This window comes from Streptomyces sp. col6 (assembly GCF_008042035.1).
Classification (GTDB): Bacteria; Actinomycetota; Actinomycetes; order Streptomycetales; family Streptomycetaceae; genus Streptomyces.
Genome location: NZ_RDBL01000013.1, coordinates 45,505 through 63,792, shown reverse-complemented (window position 1 = coordinate 63,792; position 18,288 = coordinate 45,505). Strand labels below are relative to the sequence as shown.

Below are 18,288 nucleotides of genomic sequence, written 5' to 3'. Positions count from 1 at the left end.
GGCCGGGCGTACCGGAACCCACCCTTCCGGGGGAGCCGGCCGACCCGTCCGGAACCCGACGCACGACCCGCCCCGCATGGAACCGCGTGGACGGTATCCGGCTGCCGGCTCCGGCGCACGCCCCACCGGGCGCGCCGGCCCGGCCGTCGTGGTTGCGCGATCCCGCGAGGGGGCGCGCGGGAGTGGCCGGGCGCCGTGGGTTGTGCGCCGGTAGAACGACTGATTTCCGCACACGCGACCGTACATTTTCAGCCAACTTCTGGGGCCGGTTGATTCCTTGTCGAAATGGCCGATCAACCCCCTTGCCACCAGGCAGGAAGAGACCGGGCGGTACGCTTCCACCCCATGGGGACGGGCCATGAACGCCGAACGCACTTCCCTGCACGACCTGCGAGTGAAACGCTTCGTGATCGAACGCTTCCCGCCAGGTTGCCTTGTCGACAATGAGCCGGTTGGTGAACTTGTCACGACGGCACCACGGGACGCAGTAGATTCGATCTTGGGCGTCGAAGGCCGGGGACTCGTGCACGACCGAGGGGACAAGTGCAGGTGCGACAGGCCCGTAAGGACCAGGAAGACGCGAACACCGAGGGGGGCTTAGCGTCATGAGCCAGGACTCCGCCACCGCAACGGAGGCTGTACGGAAGCTGGGCGGACGACGACGTCGTGAAGTCGTCGCCGTACTGCTGTTCAGCGGTGGCCCCATCTTCGAGAGCTCCATCCCGCTGTCGGTGTTCGGAATCGACCGCCAGGACGCGGGAGTTCCGCGCTACCGGTTGCTCGTGTGCAGCGGCGAAGAGGGACCCCTGCGCACCACCGGCGGACTCGAACTGACCGCGCCCTACGGGCTGGAGGCGATCAGCAGGGCCGGCACCGTCGTGGTGCCCGCCTGGCGCTCGATCACCTCGCCGCCGCCCATGGAGGCCCTGGACGCGCTGCGCCGCGCCCACGAGGAGGGCGCCCGCATCGTCGGGCTGTGCACGGGGGCCTTCGTGCTCGCCGCCGCCGGGCTGCTGGACGGCCGCCCCGCCACCACGCACTGGATGTACGCGCCGACGCTGGCCAAGCGCTATCCGTCGGTCCACGTCGATCCGCGCGAGCTGTTCGTCGACGACGGCGACGTGCTCACCTCCGCCGGGACGGCGGCCGGCATCGACCTGTGCCTCCACATAGTCCGCTCGGACCACGGCACGGAGGCCGCCGGGGCACTGGCCCGCCGGCTCGTCGTGCCGCCCCGGCGCAGTGGCGGCCAGGAGCGCTACCTGGACAGGTCTTTACCGGAGGAGATCGGCTCCGACCCGCTCGCCGAGGTCGTCGCCTGGGCGCTGGAGCATCTCCACGAGCAGTTCGACGTGGAAACGCTGGCCGCGCGTGCCTACATGAGCCGGCGGACCTTCGACCGGAGGTTCCGCTCGCTCACCGGCAGCGCACCGCTCCAGTGGCTGATCACTCAGCGGGTGCTGCAGGCGCAGCGCCTCCTGGAGACGTCGGACTACTCGGTGGACGAGGTCGCGGGCCGCTGCGGCTTCCGCTCGCCGGTCGCGCTGCGCGGGCACTTCCGCCGCCAGCTCGGCTCCTCCCCCGCCGCGTACCGGGCCGCCTACCGGGCCCGCCGTCCGCAGGGCGGGGTACCGGAGCCGGTCCCGGTGACGGAGCTCGCGGTGCCCGCCCAGGGCACCCCGGGGAGCCGCCGGGCCGCGGTCGCGGGTCCGTCCGGCGCCGCGCCCGCGGTGCTGGACGCGGGCCGTCCGGACCCCGGGAAGGCGGGCACCGACGTGTTCGCCGCGGGGCGCCCGGCCCTGCCCGGACAGCGGAGCGCCCCGTAGGGTGGGGCGCATGAACGACCGCATGGTGTGGATCGACTGCGAGATGACCGGGCTCTCGTTGACGGAAGACGCACTCATCGAGGTGGCCGCGCTGGTCACCGACTCGGAGTTGAACGTGCTCGGCGAAGGGGTGGACATCGTGATCCGCCCGCCGGACGCGGCGTTGGAGACCATGCCCGAGGTGGTGCGGCAGATGCACACCGCCTCGGGCCTCCTCGACGAGCTGGCCGGCGGTACGACGCTGGCCGACGCCGAGGAGCAGGTCCTCGCCTATGTCCGCGAGCACGTGAAGGAGCCCGGCAAGGCGCCCCTGTGCGGGAACTCGGTCGGTACCGACCGCGGCTTCCTGTCCCGGGACATGCCCCTCCTGGAGGGTTACCTCCACTACCGGATCGTGGACGTCTCCTCCGTCAAGGAGCTGGCCCGCCGCTGGTACCCGAGGGCGTACTTCAACAGCCCGGAGAAGAACGGCAACCACCGGGCGCTCGCCGACATCCGCGACTCGATCACGGAGCTGCGGTACTACCGCGAGGCGGTGTTCGTCCCGCAGCCCGGCCCGGACTCCGAGCAGGCGAAGGCGGCCGCGGCGCGGGTGTCGCAGCCCCGGGGCTGAAGCCGCTGGTCACGGCCCTTCCGGGGGCCGTGACCCACCGCCGGGGAATGAGGGCGCGAGCACCCTCCCGGACCCTGTACACTTTTTCTCGGCCGGTCGGAAACGACCGGACATGGTGGGTATAGCTCAGATGGTAGAGCACCTGGTTGTGGTCCAGGATGTCGCGGGTTCGAGTCCCGTTACTCACCCTGAATGATCAGCCCCCGACCTGTCTCACAGGTCGGGGGCTGATGCGTTTCCCGGCGCTACGCGAGACCGTCGGCGGCGCCCAGGGGCCGCCAGGCCGGTCCGTCGCCGCCCGGTACGACCCGGCCGAAGACCCGGTCCGCGAAGTGGATGCCGAAGGCGAGCGTGCCGGGCTCCGCGAGTTCGGCGACGAGGCGGCGGCGGTGCCCGGCGGACCCGGCCGGGTCGTGGTCGTAGACGCAGGACCAGTCGGGCCGGTCCACCTGGACCGGTGAGTGCAGCGAGTCCCCGAAGGCGATCAGCCGCTTCCCGCCGCCGGTGATGACGAACTCCGTGTGGCCCGCGGTGTGTCCGGCGGTGACCCGGACCCGGACGCCGGGGAAGATCTCCTGGCCGTCGGCCACCGTACGGACGTGGGGCGCGAGGGCGTCCAGGCCGTCGCCGGGCTCGCGGGCGGCCCATTCCGGTTCCGCCACCAGGTACGCGGCGCGGGCGAAGAGCCGTTCGTGGGCGGCCCAGCCCGTGTGGTCCGGGTGGAGGTGGCTGAAGGCGACGGCCTCGATGCTGTCCGGGGTCCGGCCGAGCGCGGCCAGGCCGGCCGGGAGGTCGCCGCCGCGCATGGCGCCGTTGGGGGTGGCCGGGTCCGCCGGGAGCGTGTGCGGGCCGAAGCCCGCGTCGATCAGGAGGGCGCGGCCGCCGTGCTCCACCAGGAGACCGCCGACGCTCGCGACCAGGTATCCGGAGGCATCCAGGTACTCCGGGTGGGCCGCCCAGAAGGCGTCGGTGCTGTTCGGCAGCCAGGCGGTCGGGCGGCCCTGGATCACTCCGTCCGGCACGAAGGACACTGTGGTGTCGCCCAGACGCAGGGTGCTCGGGTCCGTCATGGCGTCGCTCCTCGTTCGTCGCTGTGTGGCGGTGCCACCGTAAGCATCGAACTAGAAACATTCAAGTTGTAATTATTCGTGCTTGATGGACTTGCTAGAGTGGGCCCATGACGACACCCCCCGAGGCACGGGCCGCCGCCGAGCGGGAGCTCTGCGGGCTGGTGAACGGGCTGGCCGCCCGGATCGCCGATCACGTGCGCACGTGCGCCGTCCCCCTCGGCCTCACCGCCGCCCAGGCGACGGCACTGCGGGAGATGACCGGGCCGATGACCATGCGCGAGCTGGCCGAGCGCATGAGCTGCGAGCCGTCCAACGCCACCTTCGTCGTCGACAAGCTGGAGAAGCGGGGACTGGTCGAACGCCGCCCCCACCCCACCGACCGGCGCGCCCGGCACCTCGTACTGACACCCGAGGGCACCGGCGTACGCGCACGGCTCCTGGAACTCCTCACCGAGGGCTCACCGCTGGCCGGGCTCGGCCCGGGAGGGCAGCGGGCCCTTCAGGAGCTGCTGGAGAAGACGGTCGCCCGGCCGACGTGACCGACGAACTCCGTCCACGCGTCCGGCGCGAAGCCGAGCCGAGCAGGGCCCCCACGACGGCGACGACCAGAGCGCCCAGGGAAGGGTCCACGACTCAGAAACTACGCGAAATGCGCCCCGGATGACCCGAGTTGCCGCGATCCGGGCTCACGAGGAGTCGCGGACCACCAGTTCCGTGGGGAGCACGATCTGGGCGCGATCCGCGCTCTCGCCGGAGATCATGTCGAGGAGGACCCGGGTCATCGTGCGGCCCATCTCCTCGATCGGCTGGCGCACGCTGGTGAGGGCCGGGTCCATGTGGCGGGCCACGGCCGAGTCGTCGAAGCCGATGAGGGCGACGTCGTCGGGGATGCGGCGGCCGGCCTCGCGCAGGACCTGACGGGCGCCGGCGGCCATCACGTCGGAGGCGGCGAAGACCGCGTCCACGTCGGGGCGGCGGGCGAGCAGGTCGCGCATGGCCCGGACGCCGCCCTCCTCGGAGAAGTCGGCGGGGGCGATCAGCCGCTCGTCGGGCTCCAGGCCCGCGTCGCGGACGGCCTGGCGGTAGCCGTCCAGGCGGCTCTGGGAGGCGTAGACGTCGAGCCGGCCGGTGATCGTGGCGATGGTGCGGCGACCGCGCGAGACGAGGTGTTCCACCGCGCCGCGGGCGCCCTCGAAGTTGTCGGAGTCGACCGAGGAGAGCGATTCGGCGGCGGATCTGCGCCCGTTCATCACGGCGGGCATACCGAGCTGTTCCAGCAGGTCGGGCAGCGGGTCGTCGGCGTGCACGGAGACCAGCAGCACGCCGTCCACACGGTGCGCGGTGAGGTACTGGGCGAGCCTGCGGCGCTCGCGGTCGCTGCCGACGAGGGTGAGCAGCAGCTGCATCTCGGTGTCGGCGAGGGCGGCGCCGACCCCGCGCACGATGTCGGAGAAGTACGGCTCCGCGAAGAAGCGGCTCTCCGACTCGGGCACGACGAGCGCGATGGCGTCGGTACGGTTGCCGGCCAGCGCACGGGCCGCCCGGTTGGGTACGTAACCCAGCTCGGCGACGGCGGCCTCGACCGCCTCCCTGGTGTGGGCGCTGACGCGGGGCGATCCGTTGATGACGCGCGAGGCCGTGCCCCGCCCGACCCCCGCCCGCGCCGCGACCTCTTCGAGCGKGGGCCGGCCCMCGCTCCGTACTCGCGCTGCCGTCATGGCTGCCTCCCGTTCGCGGTCAATTTCTCACAGTCGGATAACCAAACCAAGTCCTGGTGTGGGTTCCCTTGACACTCTGCGGGACCGGTCGGCCGCTCCCCTCCCCCACTGAGTGGGAGCGCTCCCACTCTACGCGCGTGGTCAAGCCTTCCGCACAGGCCGGGGGTGGAGCCGGGAAACGGCTGAGACCCGGCACGGGTGCCGGGTCTCAGCGGGCCGGTACGGGTCAGGACGTACCGGAGAGGGAGGGAGATGTCAGGCGAGACCGCCCTGCGGGGGCAGTGCGTGACGGCGGATCACGTCGGCGTACCAGTGGGCACTGGCCTTCGGGATGCGGCGCTGCGAGGCGTAGTCCACGTACACGGCACCGAAGCGCTTCGAATAGCCGTACGCCCACTCGAAGTTGTCCATCAGCGACCAGAGGAAGTAGCCGCGCACATCCGCGCCGTCGGCCACCGCGCGCTGCACGGCGTCGAGGTGGCCGTGCAGGTAGGCGATGCGCTCGGGGTCCTGCACCCGGCCCTCGGGCGAGACGTAGTCGTCGAAGGCGGCGCCGTTCTCGGTGACCATGAGCGGGACGCCGGGGTGCTCGCGGGTGACGTCCATGAGCAGGTTGTAGAGCCCGTTGGGGTCGATCGACCAGTTCATGGCGGTGGTCGGCTTGCCGTCGGCAAGGTGGAAGGCGACGTGCTCGGAGCCGGGCCAGGGCGAGTAGTCGCTCGCGCCGTGGCCGTCGTTACGGGTGTCGCCGGCGCCCTCGGCGGGCGTGGAGACCAGGGTCGGCGTGTAGTAGTTGACGCCGAGGACGTCGACCGGGCGGGAGATCGCCTCCAGGTCGCCGTCCCGCACCAGCTTCGACCAGTCCACCACGTGCGCGGTGTCCGCGAGCAGGTCCTCCGGGTAGGCGCCGTGCAGCATCGGTCCGGTGAAGACCCGGTTGCCGACCGCGTCGATGCGGCGGGCGGCGTCCGCGTCCTCGGGGCTCGGTGTCAGCGGGCGCACCTGGTGGAGATTGAGGGTGACCGAGGTCTGCGCGGTAGCGGGGAGTTGACCGCGCAGAACCTCGATCGCCCGGCCATGGGCGAGATTGAGGTGGTGGGCCGCCCGCAGGGCGGAGGCGGGCTCGGTGCGGCCGGGGGCGTGTACCCCGGAGCCGTAGCCGAGGAAGGCCGAGCACCACGGCTCGTTGAATGTGGTCCACATGCCGACGCGGTCGCCGAGGGCGCCGGCCATGATCGCGGTGTAGTCCGCGAACCGCTCGGCGGTCGCGCGCTCCGGCCAGCCACCGGCGTCCTCCAGCTCCTGGGGCAGGTCCCAGTGGTAGAGGGTGGCGACGGGCGTGATGCCGGCCTCCAGCAGCTCGTCGACGAGCTTGCGGTAGAAGTCGAGGCCGCGTTCGACGGCGGGGCCGCGGCCGGTGGGCTGGACCCGGGACCAGGAGACGGAGAAGCGGTACGCCTTCAGCCCCAGCTGCTTCATCAGGGCCACGTCGTCGCGGTAGCGGTGGTAGTGGTCGGCGGCGATGTCGCCGGTGTCGCCGTTGCGGACCTTGCCGGGGGTGCGGCTGAAGGTGTCCCAGATGGAGGGCGTGCGCCCGTCCTCGGCGGCGGCACCCTCGACCTGGTAGGCGGCGGTGGCCGCTCCCCAGAGGAAGCCCGTCGGGAACTCGGTGGTGGCCTCGGGCACCGGCTTCGGGGCGATGTCGGGTCGTACAGCAGTCATGCGGGAGCGCTCCCAGGGAGGTGACGGACAGGGGCGTGACGGGTGGGGCTGCGGAGCCCGTACGACCCGCGGGGCGGGCGGGGGCCGTACGGGTCCGGTACGGAGAGGTGGTGGCGAGCGGGCGTCAGCCCTTGACGGCGCCGGACATGATCCCGCCGACGATCTGCTTGCCGAAGACCACGAACACCACGAGCAGCGGCAGGGTGCTGATCAGCGCGCCGGCCATCACGATGCTGGTGTCGGGGGTGTACGAGGCGCTGAGCTGGCCGAGGGCCACCTGAAGCGTGGGGTTCTGCTGGTTCAGGGCGAGGTAGGGCCAGAAGAAGTCGTTCCACGCCTGGACGAAGGTGAGCATGCCGAGCACCATCATCGCGGGGCGGGCCACCGGCAGCACCACGCTCAGCACGATGCGGAAGTTGTTCGCGCCGTCGATCTTGGCGGCCTCGATCAGCTCGTACGGCAGTGCCTCGCTGAGGTACTGGCGCATGAAGAAGACGCCGAAGGCGCTGACCAGGGTCGGGAAGATCACCGACTCCAGGTTCCCGCCCCAGCCGAGGTCGGCCATCATCATGAACAGCGGGACGACGCTGAGCTGCGGCGGGATCGTCAGGGTCAGGATGACCCCGGTCATCAGGGCGTTGCGGCCGCGGAAGCGCATCTTGGCGAAGGCGTAGCCGGCCAGGGTGCAGAAGAAGAGCGTCGCCGCGGTGATGCAGCCGGCCACGATGACGCTGTTGACGATCGCCTTGCCCAGGTGGGCCTGGGTCCAGGCGGCGTCGAGATTGTGGAAGAGGCGGTCGCCCGGCAGGAACGGCGGGGTGGTGGCCAGCACTTCGTCCTGGGTGTGGGACGCGGCCACAAGGGTCCAGTACAGCGGCAGCAGCGAGCCGATACCGACGACGGCCAGGGCGATGTAGGCGAACGGGCCGCCCTTCAGCTGCTGCCCGGCACCGGGCTTGAAGCGGCTCGCGCGCTTCGGCGCGCGGTGGGCGGAACGCGCTGGGAGGCCGAGCTCCGGGGCTTTGGTGGGGCTGGTGATGGTCATTGGATATCGCTCCCGGTCAGACCGCGGATGTGCGTACGAAGCGGCCGATGAGCCAGTTGACCGCGGCGATGATCAGCAGGAGGGCGAGCATCGCCCAGGCCACCGCGGCGGCCGGACCGAGATGGCCCAGGTTCCAGCCGTAGTTGTAGAGATAGACGCTGAGGGTCTCGTACTGATTCTCGTTGCCGCCCGTCGCGCCGAGCGTGCCGCCCTCCAGCAGCAGGGGCTCACCGAACAGCTGCATGGAGCCGATGGTCGAGATGACGATCGTGAAGAGGATCGTGGGCCGCAGCGAGGGGATGGTCACCTTGCGGAACTGCTGCCAGCGCGAGGCACCGTCGAGCGAGGCCGCCTCGTACAGGTCGGACGGCACCGCCTGCATCGCGGCCAGGTAGATCAGGGTGTTGTAGCCGGTCCAGCGCCAGATCACGATGACCGAGATGGCGATCTTGGACGTCCAGTGGCCGTTGGCCCAGTTGGTGTCGCCGAGGCCGACGAAGTGCAGCGCCCAGTTCAGCAGGCCGCCGTCGGCCCGGAAGACCAGGGCGAAGACGAGGGCCGCGGAGGCCACCGAGGTGGCGTACGGGGTGAGGATCACCGTGCGCCAGAAGGTGCTGGCGCGCAGCTTGTAGTTCAGCAGGTGCGCCAGGCCGAGCGCGACGAGCAGCTGCGGGACCGTCGACATGACACCGATCAGGAAGGTGTTGCCGACGGCCGTCCAGAACTCGGAGTCGTGCAGGATCCTGTCGAAGTTGTCCCAGCCGACCCACTCCATCTGGTTCATGCCGGTCATCTCGACCCGGTGCAGGGCGATCCAGCCGGTGTAGACGAGCGGGTAGAGCCCGAACGCCCCGAAGACGAGGAAGAACGGGGCTATGTAGGCGTACGGCGACGCCTTGTCGTCGAACCGCCAGAGCCTGCTCCGCCACGTCTGCCGGCGGGTGTCCGCCGGTGTGTGCTGGGAGCCGCGGGGTGGCGGCGCGTATGCGTCCCGGGTGGGAGTCGAGGTGGCCACGAGCGGGAGTCCTTCCCTGGATTGCTTGAGTTACCCGGGTACGGGGCGGGGGCCGACTGGGCCGTCGCGTCGCACCCCTCAGGAACACGCAGGTGCGGGCGGCCCCGGAGGGCCGCCCGCGCCGGGCGCGTCCGGCGGATCAGGCCGGACGCGCCCCGGCGAACGTCAGCCGATCACCTTGTCGATGGCCTTGGTCGCCGCCTCCCAGGCGTCGTCCGGCTTGGTGCCGCGCTGCTCCATGTTGTTGATCTGGGTGGAGATGGTGTCCTTGATCGCCGCGTCCTTCGGGCCGAGGATCGTCTCGGGGATGGACTTGGCCTCGTCGGCGTAGATCTGGCCGATCGGGGCGTCGTTGAAGTACGGCAGGGTCGCGGTCTTCACGTCGGGCAGCTCGTACGCGCCCTTGTTGGACGGGAAGGAACCGATCGCCTTGAAGACGGCGGCCTGCTGCTCGGGGGCGGTCAGCCACTTGACGAGCTTGGTGGCCTCGTCGACGTTCTTGCCGGCCTTCGGGACGCCGAGGAAGGAACCGCCCCAGTTGGCGGCGGTGGCACCGGGGGCGGTGGTGATGTCCCACTTGCCCTTGTTGGCGTCACCGGCGTTCACGGAGATCTGGCCGGCCATCCAGGCGGGGCAGACCACGGTGGCCATCGTGCTCTTGCGCAGCGCGGCCTTCCACGGGTCGCTGAACTGGGCGAGGCCCTGGGTCAGCTTCTTGTCCGCGGCCTCGGCCGCGAGGTTCCAGCCCTGCTGGACGCTGGGGCTGTCCTTGTAGATCGCCTTGCCGCTCTCGTCGTAGTACTGCTTCGCGTTGGAGCTGACGACGGCGTTGTACATGGCGCTGGCGGAGTCCATGAAGTACGTGCCCGCCGGGGCCTTCTTCTTGAACTCCTCACCGAGCTTGAGGTAGTCCTCCCAGCCGCCGGAGATCTTGGCGGCGACCTCCTTGCGGTCGGTCGGCAGACCGGCCTTCTTGAACAGCTCGGTGTTGTAGCAGAGCGACATCGGGCCGATGTCGGTACCCGCGCCGATCACCTTTCCGTCCGCCGTGGTGGCCTGCTTCTCCTTCCACGACACGAACTCGTTGACGTCGATGACCTTGCTCAGGTCGGCGAACTGGTCCGCCTTGGTGTCGACGAGCTCCTTGATGCGGCCGACCTCGAGACCCTGGACGTCGGCGAGACCACTGCCCGAGTTCAGCTGCTGGAGCAGCTTGGGGTAGTAGACCTTCTCATCGGCGGTGGTGTCCTCCTTCACCGTGATGTTCGGGTGCAGCTCGTGGTACTTGGCGAACAGACCGGCTTCCTTGTAGCCGAACTGGCCGAAGTCGGCGACGGTCAGCGTGATCTTCCCGTTCGCGCCGGAGGACTCGTTCGAGTCGGAGTCGTCACTGCTGCAGCCGGTCAGCAGCAGCGCCGAAGCGGTCAGGCCCGTGGTGGCCAGAACCGCGACTCTGCGGCTCCGGCCGGCGACGGTGCGGGTGATACGCATTCCACTACTCCTTGTTCCAGGGTGGGACTGGCTCACTGCGTGGCATACGCGCTGGTGAGTGCGGGTGCCGGATGGGGTTGGGGGGAGGACACGGGCAGTGCCGTTCACGCGGGAAACCCCGTGCGATGTGGGAGCGCTCCCATGCGTCGATGTCGGAAGATTGCTGCCTCGGAGGGGTGGGTGTCAAGAGTTGAAGACGCTTCCGTTGCGTGAGCGTGTCCTGCAAGTCACGAGACCGTGTCCGCCCGAAGGCTTGCCAAAGCGGTGCGCCGCGTTGCGGCCTCGGCCGCGATTTTGAATTACCGCAGGTGGCAAGCGGGTTGGGATTGGATCTTGGCCGGGCGCCCGGGAAGAACCGGCAGGCGTGCCGGTTTTCCGGCATCCCCCGGAAACGGGCCGCCCCACCCTCGGGGGCCCCGCCGGGAAGTGAACGGGGTACGGCCTGCGGGGGGCGGGAATGCGGAGTCGCGCGTTCTTTGCCCGAAGCCGGGGCGGGACCGGCCGGAGCCGGCGGGTGGGGCGACCCGGAGGCCGGGGGCCGGTTGCATGCCCCGAACGGTGTGGACGTGCCGGGGAACGGAGGCGCTGTTAGCTTTCGGCTATGTGGCTAAATGTCAGCTTTGCCGGTCCGGGGTGGTGAGCGGATGGGCGTGATCCGGGACCATCCCGAGCTTGCCCTCTTCCTCTGTCTCGCCCTCGGCTACCTCGTGGGGAAGCTCCGCGTCGGCCCCATCACGCTCGGCGGCATCTGCGGAACGCTGATCGTCTCGCTGCTGATCGGTACCCGGCACGTCACCGTCGACGACGACGTCAAGACGGTGTTCTTCGCGCTGTTCATCTTCTCGCTCGGCTATCTCGCCGGGCCGCAGTTCTTCGCCAACCTCAACCGGCGCAGCCTCCGCTTCCTCGCGCTCTGCCTGATCGAGCTGGTCTGCGTCCTCGGTATCGCCTTCGGGCTGGCCAAGGCGTTCGACCTCGACGTGGGGACCGCGTCCGGCATCCTGGCAGGCGCCGCGACGGAGTCCGCCGTGGTCGGTACGGCGACCGAGGCCATCGGCAAGCTCGACGGGCTGACGTCCGCCCAGGTCTCCCAGTACCAGGGCCACGTAGCCACCGCGTACACCGTCTGCTACCTCTTCGGCCTGGTCACCATCGTGCTGTACACCAGCCAGATCATGCCGATGCTGATGCGCATCAACCTGGCGGACGCCTCCCGCGAGCTGTGGGAGAAGATGCGCGGCGGCGCCCGCGGCCTGGAGGCCGACGAGCGGGAGGCGCTGCCCGGCACGGTGGGCCGTACCTACCTGGTGACCCTGGCCGACGGCCTCAGGATCGGTGAACTGAAAGCCGTACGGGCAGGCAGGGTCACCGTCGAGGGCGTCAAGCGCGGCAGCAAGCTGCTCACCCCCTCCCCCGACCTGGAGCTGACCCTGAGCGATCTGGTCCAGCTGGTCGGCCGGCGCTCCTGGATCATCGAGGCGGGCCGCGAGATCGGACCCGAGACGCCCTCGGTGCCGGGCCTCGACACCCCGCTGGCGACCCGGCAGGTCGCGGTGACCGAGAAGGCCACGGCCGGCTCCACCATCGCCCAACTGGAGCGGGACCAACCCGAGTTCCTGAAGGACGGGGTCTACGTCACCGATGTGCTGCGCAACGACCAGCATCTGCCCGCCTCCGCCGAGACCACGGTGCAGCGCGGCGACGTGCTCACCCTCGTCGGTGCGCGGGCGGGCCTGAACAAGCTGGTGGCGAAGATCGGCGCGGTCGTGAAGAACGACGCGACGGACTTCATCTACCTGGGCTTCGGCATCGTGGCGGGCTCGTTGCTCGGGCAGGTCGTGGTCCGGTTCGGCGACATCCCGATGTCGCTCGGCACCGGTGGCGGCTGCCTGGTCTCGGGGCTGCTCTTCGGCTGGTTCCGCTCCCGCAAGCAGACCTTCGGGGCGTTCCCGCCGCAGGCCGCCAACACGCTGAAGGACCTGGGCCTGGCCGTCTTCATCGCCTGCACCGGCCTCACCGCCGGACCGCAGGCCTGGCCGCTGCTGAAGGAGTACGGCGCGCTGCTGCCGTTCGCCGGGATCGCCATGGTGCTCGTCCCGGCCACCATCTCCCTGGTCGTCGGCCTGAAGCTGCTCCACATCGAGAAGCCGCTGCTGATCGGCGCCATCGCGGGCCAGCAGTGCTCGACCCCGGCGATCACCTCCATCACCCAGGTGGCGCAGAGCTCCGTACCGCTGCTCGGCTACACGATCACGTACGCGCTCTCGAACTTCCTGCTGCCCCTCACCGGCCCCGTCCTCGTCGGTGTCCTGGGATCCGGATGACCGGCTCCCCCGGCGCCACCACCGTCACCCTCGACCACTGACAAGCGGGAGCACGGACATGCCCAAGGAATCCCTCGGCCGCGCGCAGATCCACGCGTACGCCCAGCTCAGCCCGTTCGAGCTGAAGGACAAGTTCATCAGCATCGCCCAGGCGGAACAGAGCGACAAGCCCGGCCAGAAGGGGAAGACGACCCGGGTCATGCTCAACGCGGGCCGCGGCAACCCGAACTGGGTCGCCACCGGCCCCCGCGAGGCGTACCACGCGCTCGGTTACTTCGCGATCGAGGAGTCCCGGCGGGTCTGGACGGCGGACAACCTGGGCGGGATGCCGGAGGAGTCGGGCTGCGCCGAGCGCTTCGCCCGCTTCACGCGTACGCGCCCGGGGCTGCCCGGCATGGAGCTGCTGAAGGCGTGCGTCGACCTGGCGGTCAAGCGGTTCGGCTTCACGCCCGACGCCTTCGTGCACGAGCTGGCGGACTCCTCGATCGGGGACAACTACCCGGTGCCGGGGCGCATCCTGCCGCACGTCGAGCAGATCGTACGGGGATACGTGACGGACGAGATGTTCGACCACCGGCCGCCGGAGGGGCAGCACCTCAGCCTCTTCGCGACCGAGGGCGGCACCGCCGCGATGTGCTACATCTTCGACTCGCTGCTGAAGAACGGCATCCTGCACCGGGGCGACCGGATCGCCCTGATGGTGCCGGTGTTCACGCCGTACCTGGAGATCCCGGAGCTGGAAACGTACGGCTTCGACGTCGTGCACGTCGAGGCGAACCTGTTCACCGAGACCGGGGTGCGGCAGTGGCGCTACCCGCCGGAGGAGATCGCCAAGCTCGCGGATCCCTCGGTGCGGATGGTCTGCTGCGTCAACCCGAGCAACCCGCCCTCGCTCGCTCTCTCCCCGCAGGTCGCCCGGCAGATCGTGGACATCGTGGCCGGGCAGAACCCGAACCTGATCGTCGTGACGGACGACGTGTACGGGACCTTCGTCGAGGGCTTCCGCTCGCTCGCCGCCGACCTGCCGCGCAACTCGCTGCTCGTGTACTCCTACTCCAAGCACTACGGGGCCACCGGCTGGCGGCTCGGGGTCATCGGGCTGCACGACGACAACGTGATCGACGACCTGCTGGCCGCGCAGGGCGCCGAGGAGAAGGCGCGGCTGAACAAGCGGTACGGGTCGCTCTCCCTGGAACCGGAGCGGATGCGGTTCATCGACCGGCTGGTCGCGGACTCCCGGCAGGTGGCGCTCAACCACACGGCCGGGCTGTCGCTGCCGCAGCAGGTGATGATGGCGCTGTTCTCGCTGTTCGACATGCTGGACGAGGGCCAGGAGTACAAGCGGCGCATCCGCTCCATCGTGCACCGGCGCCTCGATCTGCTGCTCGAAGGCGCCCACATGAAGATCTCCGAGGACCCGAAGCGTGCCGCGTACTACATCGAGCTGGACCTGCTGGCGGAGGCGGAACGCACCCTGGGCAAGGAGTTCGCCGCCTATCTGGAGGCCAACTACGAACCCGTCGACCCGCTGTTCCGGCTGGCCGAGCAGACCTCCGTGGTGCTGCTGAACGGGGGCGGCTTCGACGGACCGGAATGGTCGGTGCGGGTGTCCCTGGCCAACCTCGACGACCTGGACTACCTGAAGATCGGCCACCAGCTGCGGGTCGTCTTCGACGAGTACGCGCAGGAGTGGCGGGCCTCCGGAGCCTAGGCCGCGCGCAGCCGGGTCAGCGTGCCCTCCAGCTCCTCCTGCGCCGCGCGCGCCGCCGCCTCCGCGTCGCCCGCCACCACCGCGGCGACCAGGGCCCGGTGGCCCGCATGCCCGTGGTGGGGGTCGTCGCGGCGCAGCCCGAGCAGGTCCACCAGGTCGATGAGCCCCTGGCGCAGGGCCGGGACGAACTCGGCGAAGAGGTCGCTGAGGACCGGGTTGTGCGCGGCGGCCACGACCGCCCGGTGCACCGCGATGTCCGCGTCCACGAAGTCCGCGTCGTCGGTGCCCTCGCCCGCCGCGAGCCGGGCGGTGAGCGCGGCGTCGAGGGCGGCCAGGTCCTCGTCGGTGCGGCGGCGGGCGGCGAGGCGCGCGGCCTGGACCTCGATGAGCATGCGGACCTCGTAGACATCGGTGACCGACGCCCTGCGCAGCCGTACCGGCCAGTCCTCCGTGACGTGGTCGGCGACGACGAAGACGCCGGCGCCCTGGCGGGAGCGGAGGAGGCCGAGCGTGGCGAGCGTACGCACCGCCTCGCGGACCGTGGAGCGGCCCACGCCCAGTTCGCGGGCGAGGGTCGTCTCGCCCGGGAGCTTCGTGCCGACCGGCCAGTGCCCCTCGGTGATCCGCGCGCGCAGATGGCTGGTCGCCTGTTCGACGAGGGGGCTGGGGCGGAGGGGGCCGAGCGCGGACACGGGTTCACCTGTCAGGTTGTCTGAGGAGTTGTCTTCTGGCTACTGTACCGGCCATGACGTACCGCGGTCTCCTCCTTCTCGGCTGCCGCGGCGGGGCCTGAAGCGATCGGCACCCCGCCGCGGGGTGCCGTGCTGTGCCGGTCGCATCCGGCGATGCGAGAAGAGACACCGTTCATGCCCGAGTTCATGCCCGCGGCCCCGTCCGGCGCCCGGTCCCCGATGCACGGCTTCCCCACCATCTGCACGCCCCGCGGCCCGGTCCCCGAGGCCGCGCCCCGCTGGAACCCCCAGCGCTCCAGCTCCATGCCGTCGCACCGCTACCGCTCCGCGTACGACCGCGTCGCGGTCCCGCTGACCGGGCGCAGCTGGCCGCAGGCCCGTATCGAACGGCCCCCGCTGTGGGTGCCGGTGGACCTGCGGGACGGCAACCAGGCGCTGGCCGAGCCGATGGACACCCCGCGCAAGCGGCGGATGTTCGACCTGCTGGTCGCGATGGGCTTCAAGGAGATCGAGGTCGGCTACCCGTCGGCGAGCCGCACCGACTTCGACTTCGTACGCCACCTGGCCACGAGCGGGGCCGTTCCCGACGACGTCACCGTGGTCGTGTTCACCCCCGCCAGGGCGGACCTGATCGAGCGGACCTTCGAGTCCGTGGCGGGCCTGGACCGGGTCGTCGTCCACCTCTACATCGCGACCGCGCCCGTCTGGCGCGAGGTGGTCCTGGGCCGCGACCGGGCCGAGGTGCACGGCGTGGTGCTGGAGGCCGCCCGGCAGATGGACCGGCTGGCGCGGGCCCGGCCCGGCGCGGACATCCGGTTCCAGTTCTCGCCGGAGGTCTTCAACCTGACCGAGCCGGACTACATCCTGGAGATCTGCGACAGCCTGACCGAGCTGTGGGACGCCTCGCCCGACCGGCCGGTCGTCCACAACCTGCCGGCCACGGTGGAGATCGCCACACCCAACGTGTACGCGGACCAGATCGAGTACATGCACCGCAACCTGGCCCGGCGCGACGCGGTGATCCTCTCCGTGCACCCGCACAACGACCGCGGTACGGGCGTGGCCTGCGCGGAGCTGGCGGTGCTGGCGGGGGCCCAGCGGGTGGAGGGCTGCCTGTTCGGAAACGGGGAGCGCACCGGCAACGTCGACCTGGTCAACCTGGCGCTCAACCTGCACGCCCAGGGCGTCGACCCGATGATCGACTTCTCGGACATCGACGAGATCCGCCGCACGGTGGAGCACTGCAACCGGCTGCCGGTGCCGCCGCGCCATCCGTACGGCGGGGACCTGGTGTACACCGCGTTCTCCGGCACCCACCAGGACGCCATCAGCAAGGGCTTCGCCCGCCGCGCGGACGGGGACTCCGAGCTGTGGGAGGTCCCGTACCTGCCGATCGACCCGGCCGACGTGGGACGTACGTACGAGGCCGTCATCCGGGTCAACTCGCAGTCGGGCAAGGGCGGCATCGCCCATCTGCTGCGCACCGGCCACGGCGTGGACCTGCCGGCCGGGATGCGCGCGGAGTTCTCCCGCACCGTCCAGGAGGCGACCGACGACAGCGGTCTGGAGGCCACCGGGAAGGACCTGTGGAACCTGTTCGAGGCGGCGTACCTGGTCCCCGGGCGGGACGGCGGGGTGGCCCTCACCTCCTGGTCTGCGCAGACCGGACCGGCCGGTGAGCACCGCTTCGTCTGCACCCTGCGGGTGGACGAGCGGGAGGGCGACTACGAGGGGGCGGGCACCGGTCCGGTCACGGCGTTCGCGGACGCGCTGGCGGCGGCCGGGGTGGAGGCGGCCGTCCTGGACCTGGTGGAGCAGGGGCCGGACGGGACCGGGACAACGACCGCGTACGCGCGCTGCCGCGCCGGCGGCGAGGAGCGCTGGGGCGCGGGCCGGGACGCCTCGGGCGTGGCCGCGTCGGTGGCGGCGGTGCTGTCGGCGGTGAACCGGGCGCGGGGGTAGCGGCTCGCGGACGGGTGCGCCCCCGGCCGGGTGAAGGGGGGTGCTCGGCCCCGGCCGGGGGCAGTGGGGCGCGCACTCCGGCCGGGGCCGAGCACGTCGGGCACCCGGGACAAGGAGTGCGCGGAGGGGGGTGTGGTCCTGTGTGCCGGCCCTACTTGTAGGCGCCGAACGCCTTGGTGAAGGCGAGCGGTTCCTGCGTGATGGAGCTGCACGAGGCGTCGGCGGTGGGCTTGGCGCCGCCCGCGCACTCCTTGTCCCGGGTGCCCGACCACATCGCGAGCCAGGCGAGGCCCTTCTCCTTGGCGAAGGTCACCAGCTGGGTGGCGTCCTCGACCTTGAAGACCTCGGTGCTGACGTCGTTCACGCCGATCATCGGGGTGACGGCGACGGCCTTCCACGCCTCGGCGTCGGAGAGCCCGAGCACGCCCTTGATCTGGGCCTGGGTGGCGGTGGCCGCCTGGATGGCGTACGTACCCATGTCGCCGCTGTAGGAGGCGCCGTAGTCCATCGCCATGATGTTGACCGCGCCGACGTCCACGCCGTTCTTCTTCGCGTCGGCGATCAGGTCGACGCCGGGCTGGGTCAGGCCCTCGGGCATCACCGGCAGCGTGAACGACACGTCCAGGCCGGGGTGCGCCTTCTGGAGCTGCGCGATGGCCTGCGAGCGGCGGGTGTTGGCGGCGGTGTCGGGGAGCGCGCCGCCCTCGATGTCGAAGTCGACCTTGGTCAGCTTGTACGTGTCGACGACCTTGCCGTACGCGGCGGCGAGGTCGGCGGCCGAGGAGCAGCGCAGGGCCAGTTCGGAGCCGGCGGCCCCGCCGAAGGAGACCCGGACGTCGCCGCCGGCCGCGCGCAGGGCGCCGATCTGGGAGGCGACGTGGTCGTCACCGAGGCCGGTGACCCCGCCCCAGAGCGGGGCGCAGCTGCCGCCGGAGGTGATGAAGGCGAGGTTGAACTGCTTGACCCCGGTCTTGTTCGCGGTGTCGGTCAGGTCGTACGCCGGGTAGAGCGAGGTGTCCACGTACGGAGCGAAGCCGGCGCCGCTCGCGGTGCCACCGCCGTCGTCGGTCTTCGTGGGGGTCGGCGTGGGGGTGGGAGT

14 protein-coding genes and 1 tRNA gene are annotated in these 18,288 nt (G+C 70.8%); 7 read left to right on the top strand and 8 right to left on the bottom strand.

The features are described 5' to 3' along the window. Window positions 1-605: 605 nt before the first annotated feature. The 3 genes from EAO73_RS16980 to EAO73_RS16970 all read left to right on the top strand — a co-directional run bounded on the left by EAO73_RS16980 (window position 606) and on the right by EAO73_RS16970 (window position 2,627). The gene (locus tag EAO73_RS16980) at window positions 606-1,826 is read left to right on the top strand and encodes a helix-turn-helix domain-containing protein (RefSeq protein WP_147972403.1); all 1,221 of its coding nucleotides are present in this window, start codon (window positions 606-608) and stop codon (window positions 1,824-1,826) included. A 10-nt stretch (window positions 1,827-1,836) separates the two neighbouring features. After that, window positions 1,837-2,439: an oligoribonuclease gene (gene orn, locus EAO73_RS16975; RefSeq protein WP_018518050.1), complete on the top strand. Its 603-nt coding sequence runs from the start codon at window positions 1,837-1,839 to the stop codon at window positions 2,437-2,439. Window positions 2,440-2,554: 115 nt separating this feature from the next. Continuing rightward, window positions 2,555-2,627, top strand: a tRNA-His gene (locus tag EAO73_RS16970). A gap of 57 nt (window positions 2,628-2,684) precedes the next feature. Here the strand turns inward: EAO73_RS16970 and EAO73_RS16965 are convergent. Next, window positions 2,685-3,509: an MBL fold metallo-hydrolase gene (locus tag EAO73_RS16965; protein WP_147972402.1), complete on the bottom strand. Its 825-nt coding sequence runs from the start codon at window positions 3,507-3,509 to the stop codon at window positions 2,685-2,687. 107 nt (window positions 3,510-3,616) lie between these two features. On the opposite strand from EAO73_RS16965, the gene EAO73_RS16960 reads away from it, so the two are divergent. Continuing rightward, entirely contained in the window at window positions 3,617-4,048 is a 432-nt protein-coding gene (locus tag EAO73_RS16960; RefSeq protein WP_147972401.1) for a MarR family winged helix-turn-helix transcriptional regulator, read from the top strand. Window positions 4,049-4,195: 147 nt separating this feature from the next. Here the strand turns inward: EAO73_RS16960 and EAO73_RS16955 are convergent, their stop codons facing one another. The 5 genes from EAO73_RS16955 to EAO73_RS16935 all read right to left on the bottom strand — a co-directional run bounded on the left by EAO73_RS16955 (window position 4,196) and on the right by EAO73_RS16935 (window position 10,500). Then, complete coding sequence (locus EAO73_RS16955) at window positions 4,196-5,227, bottom strand: LacI family DNA-binding transcriptional regulator (protein WP_147972400.1); 1,032 nt, start codon at window positions 5,225-5,227, stop codon at window positions 4,196-4,198. Window positions 5,228-5,482: 255 nt separating this feature from the next. After that, on the bottom strand, window positions 5,483-6,949 hold the full coding sequence (locus EAO73_RS16950) for a GH1 family beta-glucosidase (protein WP_147972399.1): 1,467 nt from the start codon (window positions 6,947-6,949) through the stop codon (window positions 5,483-5,485). Between the two features lie 124 nt (window positions 6,950-7,073). After that, window positions 7,074-7,994, bottom strand: coding sequence for a carbohydrate ABC transporter permease (locus EAO73_RS16945; protein WP_147972398.1), 921 nt, complete (start codon window positions 7,992-7,994; stop codon window positions 7,074-7,076). 16 nt (window positions 7,995-8,010) lie between these two features. After that, a complete protein-coding gene (locus EAO73_RS16940; protein ID WP_147972397.1) occupies window positions 8,011-9,009 on the bottom strand; it encodes a carbohydrate ABC transporter permease in 999 nt (332 codons plus the stop codon). A gap of 165 nt (window positions 9,010-9,174) precedes the next feature. Beyond that, entirely contained in the window at window positions 9,175-10,500 is a 1,326-nt protein-coding gene (locus tag EAO73_RS16935; RefSeq protein ID WP_147972396.1) for an extracellular solute-binding protein, read from the bottom strand. Window positions 10,501-11,144: 644 nt separating this feature from the next. Here EAO73_RS16935 and aspT point away from each other — a divergent pair. Further along, window positions 11,145-12,824: an aspartate-alanine antiporter gene (aspT, locus tag EAO73_RS16930; protein WP_147973486.1), complete on the top strand. Its 1,680-nt coding sequence runs from the start codon at window positions 11,145-11,147 to the stop codon at window positions 12,822-12,824. 58 nt (window positions 12,825-12,882) lie between these two features. Next, window positions 12,883-14,535, top strand: coding sequence for a bifunctional aspartate transaminase/aspartate 4-decarboxylase (locus EAO73_RS16925; RefSeq protein WP_147972395.1), 1,653 nt, complete (start codon window positions 12,883-12,885; stop codon window positions 14,533-14,535). On the opposite strand, the gene EAO73_RS16920 is transcribed toward EAO73_RS16925, so the two are convergent. Then, a complete protein-coding gene (locus tag EAO73_RS16920) occupies window positions 14,532-15,227 on the bottom strand; it encodes a FadR/GntR family transcriptional regulator (RefSeq protein ID WP_147972394.1) in 696 nt (231 codons plus the stop codon). The genes EAO73_RS16925 and EAO73_RS16920 overlap by 4 nt on opposite strands. 174 nt (window positions 15,228-15,401) lie before the next feature. Here EAO73_RS16920 and EAO73_RS16915 point away from each other — a divergent pair, with 174 nt between their 5' ends. Continuing rightward, window positions 15,402-17,189 (top strand): 2-isopropylmalate synthase, encoded by a 1,788-nt coding sequence (locus tag EAO73_RS16915; protein ID WP_147972393.1) that lies wholly within the window; start codon window positions 15,402-15,404, stop codon window positions 17,187-17,189. Window positions 17,190-17,340: 151 nt separating this feature from the next. On the opposite strand, the gene EAO73_RS16910 is transcribed toward EAO73_RS16915, so the two are convergent. Further along, the coding region (locus EAO73_RS16910) for a chitinase (protein ID WP_224756352.1) at window positions 17,341-18,288 on the bottom strand (948 nt) is incomplete at its 5' end.